The 3,412-nt window shown below is 61.8% G+C and carries 4 protein-coding genes; 2 read left to right on the top strand and 2 right to left on the bottom strand.

Annotation, left to right across the window (positions count from 1 at the left end; genetic code table 11):
• Nucleotides 1-517 precede the first annotated feature (517 nt).
• Nucleotides 518-1,096: an imm11 family protein gene (locus G4D87_RS35670; protein ID WP_163787215.1), complete on the bottom strand. Its 579-nt coding sequence runs from the start codon at nt 1,094-1,096 to the stop codon at nt 518-520.
• A 3-nt stretch (nt 1,097-1,099) separates the two neighbouring features.
• A complete protein-coding gene (locus G4D87_RS35665) occupies nt 1,100-1,759 on the bottom strand; it encodes an AHH domain-containing protein (RefSeq protein ID WP_240358873.1) in 660 nt (219 codons plus the stop codon).
• Between the two features lie 503 nt (nt 1,760-2,262).
• On the opposite strand from G4D87_RS35665, the gene G4D87_RS35660 reads away from it, so the two are divergent.
• Together G4D87_RS35660 and G4D87_RS39085 are read left to right on the top strand one after the other, a co-directional pair.
• Nucleotides 2,263-3,024, top strand: coding sequence for an alpha/beta hydrolase family protein (locus G4D87_RS35660; protein WP_163787211.1), 762 nt, complete (start codon nt 2,263-2,265; stop codon nt 3,022-3,024).
• A 17-nt stretch (nt 3,025-3,041) separates the two neighbouring features.
• Complete coding sequence (locus G4D87_RS39085; RefSeq protein ID WP_205507852.1) at nt 3,042-3,332, top strand: hypothetical protein; 291 nt, start codon at nt 3,042-3,044, stop codon at nt 3,330-3,332.
• Nucleotides 3,333-3,412: the final 80 nt, after the last annotated feature.

Genomic DNA, 3,412 nt, shown 5'->3' with positions numbered 1-3,412 from the left:
CTGCTCCACCAGGTGCTCGTGGACCAGTCGTTCAATCTTCGATTCCAGCGTCGCAGGGGTTTTCGTGTGCATCCGCCACGGGTTGCACACCGCGACGACGGCCTCAACACTACCCCTGAACGGTTACATTGCCTCGGCCCAGGACTTGACTCCTCTCTGACTTCGGATGACTCCTCGGGTGCTCCGCGAACCTCTCGACACAGTCTTCTCGCGGGGCATTGGTGGGAGGGGTGTCGCCACACCCCTCCCACCGCCTACTCGTCGCCGGCACTCTCCGGCTGCGGTAGCAGCACCACGCCGCGCCCCGCCCTCTCCACGGCGCGACAGCGGACCTCAACGACAGTGACTCGCAAGAATCCGACTCGCTGATGGTCAACGCGTCCGCGCGCTACCACTCCCCATCATCCAGTCGGTCCGAGAACGGGCCGGTCTCCCTCATCCACCGTGCTCAGCAACAGTCATCGGATCGCCGCTTTATCCGGGCTCGACGGCCGGTACTGCGCCTGGGTGGCACGCATCAGCGAAACGCCGACGAGTCCCCCCACTCCACCATGGGGACGAAGCGCAGCCCTTCAGGCGGTGGCGTCAGGGCGAGTACCCGGTCCACCACCGTGCGGTGGAATAGGTGGACTACGGACTCCGCGAGTCGGAAGGCCAGGCGCTCTTCGAGCGGCAGCTCACCGAGCACCGCCTCGTCGAGGAACAGCCGGTCGAGGCTCAGGAGGATGAGTCCGGACTCACTCTCCTCGAAGACCGACTTGTCCCGGTCCATGCAGGCGAGCCGTCGCCACATGTGGACCAGCCAGTAGCGCAACATGGAGTCGCCCACCTGCACGTCTGCAGGAATCATCTGAACACCGTGAAGGCCGCCCTGCTCAAGCGCATCCTTGACTCGGCCGGACACCACCGGAGACGGCAAGCTGTGATGGTCGACCATGACGGGCCTGGGCGGCACCGGCTCGCCCAGCTTCAGCTTCACAGGCTCAACTACCTGTACGGGCCTCCCTTTCCGAAACGCGGAAGCCGACTGGTCCCAAACCAACAAGGGGTGCTGCTGGGAACGGGCACGCATCAGGACAAAATAGTCGTCCTGCATGGCCTACTCCCCCACTTGAAGCACACGCCGCTGTAGCTGCGCCTTGGTGTTGCTGTGCCTGCGCCCGGCTGGGCATGCCCGGCGCGGCTTGTCCTGAATGCTCGTGGCGCCCGCGCAACCTATCACCCCAGGCAAGTAGTCCAGCCCGTCGGTGGTGATCGTCCACTTCCCGCTGGCCAGCTTAGCGAGAATCGTGCGGCTGACGCGGTCCAACTCCTGCGTCAGCTCTGCGGGCTTCGGGCAGTAGTCGCCCCGCTCCACGGCATCGGCAACTGATTCCAACGCTACCTTCACCGCGTCTGGATACGCCAGATCCATGTCGAAGGCCCAGCCCCCAGAGTGCGGGCCCCTGTGGAGTGGCACATGGAGCTCGCACGCCACGGCCAGCACCATGGGCAGCATGACGCCATTCTCCCGCCGGTTGATGTCGTAGCCAAAGTCCCGGCAGAACTGGGCCCAGTTCTCGTCGTCCTCCATGGCCTCGGAGCAGATGAGGTGGTGAGCGGCGATGGACCAGCGCCCCGTGTACCAGGGGTGCTCCTTCGCCTCGCGGCCCGCGAGGATGTTCTCCCGCAACTCCGTGGGGTTCCCCAGGTGCTCGCCCCATCGCCTTGCGAGCGTGTGCCACGGCCCCCCGCAGTACTCGCAGGGCGGCAAGTCCAACTGTTGCGGCCATTCCTTGGGCTTGGAACCGAACGGCCGAAGCGGCACGCAACGCAAGAGGGCGGGCATGCCCGGAAGCACACACCCAGCGCGCCAACTATTGAATGGCACGCGAGCGCAGGAGAACGCGCACTTCCATACAGGGAACCGCCCTCTGACTCATGCTCACGCAGCCAAGCGCAGCCGCTTCACACAGACGAACCATCCGTCCCCAATCAAACACTCCCCAACCCCACTATACCTACCACGCTCTCGTTGCCCTACAATGAAAGCCACCCCCCTCAAAGGAGGCCGACATGCCCATTTCCGGAATACGGACAATGAACCAACTCCTTACGGCAGTGCGCCGTCAGGCGGCTCCTACGCCCACCCCAAACCGACCAGCAGCGACAACGCCGACGCCACTGAGGCAGACAGCGACTCGCACCAACAATCGCAACGTCGATACGTTTGAGCCTAGTCCTTCCAGAACTACCCAACCGCGCCCAGCAGCAGCGCCGGCGGTGCCACATCGGGTTGACTATGGGCAAATTGACAGCGCGCCCCGCGACACCGGAGAAGTCAACGGAGCAGCAGAACTCTATCAGTTCGTCAAGGATGGATACAACGGCGGCACGCTTGGCCCGATGTCGATTGTCTCCGCAGAACTCACAGAAGGAACCAGCAAAAGAAACATCCACCTAATAGGCATATCAGGAACTGAAACCGTAGAAGGCCAAGCCACCCATTTTGCCACAAACATCCCAGCCGCACTCAACATATCAAACACCGCATTCCTGAACGCCAAGCGCAACATCATCAACTCTGTCCCTCCCGGCTCAACACTGCTTCTCACCGGGCACAGCCAGGGCGGAATAATTGCACAACAACTTGCAATGGACCCGGACATCAAACGCCTCTACGACATCGAAAGGATAGTCGCCTTCGGAACCCCTCCAATCACCTTTATGCAACAAGAAGGAACACTCATTCTAATCTCTTCCCGCAACGACCCAGTCCCCCACGTTAGTCCTCAAGCAGCCCTCGAAAAATTGGCCTTACCCGGAAGAGACACTCGGCTTCGACTTCAGACAGAGCACATGATCAGAAAAACAGTCGACAACCCAATAGCCGCACACACAGCCGAATACTCAAACGAATCGAACACCGAACTCGCCCAAATCGACGTCCTAGGCAGAGTCGGGGCACGACATCCGGCAACCATTTCGTTCAATCCGGAGAAACGCCAATTCTTCTCATCGCCTTCACGCCCCAACCAGCCATAACCGAGCACCCTCCGACGATGGCGGCATTCGAGCATGCGGCAACATTCGTGCAGCCCCCATCCGCATCCGCCATCGGCAAAAAGACCCACTTTCGCACGCCCACAAACGACAACTCACAGGCCAGAGCCGACGACCGTGCGCAGCCGCGCCACGCGGACGAACTGGAGCAGCGGCGCGGGCGCGCCGAGTACCTCCAGAATCTCCTCACGGGTGGCGAAGCCTCGCAGGTGGATGCCGTTGAGGCACCCATCGCAGATGGTAAGGGCCCGATCAGAAATTACTTATCCGAATTGGGCTTGAGGACGTAGTTCCAGTCCCCATGAAAGTCTGAGCGGACGAGGCGGAGTTGATGCATGGCTGCCTGAGAGACGCTGACTCCCGTGCGGTA

It is taken from the genome of Myxococcus vastator (assembly GCF_010894475.1).
Taxonomy (GTDB): domain Bacteria; phylum Myxococcota; class Myxococcia; order Myxococcales; family Myxococcaceae; genus Myxococcus; species Myxococcus vastator.
This window is presented reverse-complemented; position numbering and strand designations above follow the sequence as displayed.

Coding starts and splice junctions, on each gene's coding strand:
- G4D87_RS35670 (WP_163787215.1), bottom strand. CDS start 1,096: ATGCAGGACGACTATTTTGTCCTGATGCGTGCCCGTTCCCAGCAGCAC.
- G4D87_RS39085 (WP_205507852.1), top strand. CDS start 3,042: ATGGCGGCATTCGAGCATGCGGCAACATTCGTGCAGCCCCCATCCGCA.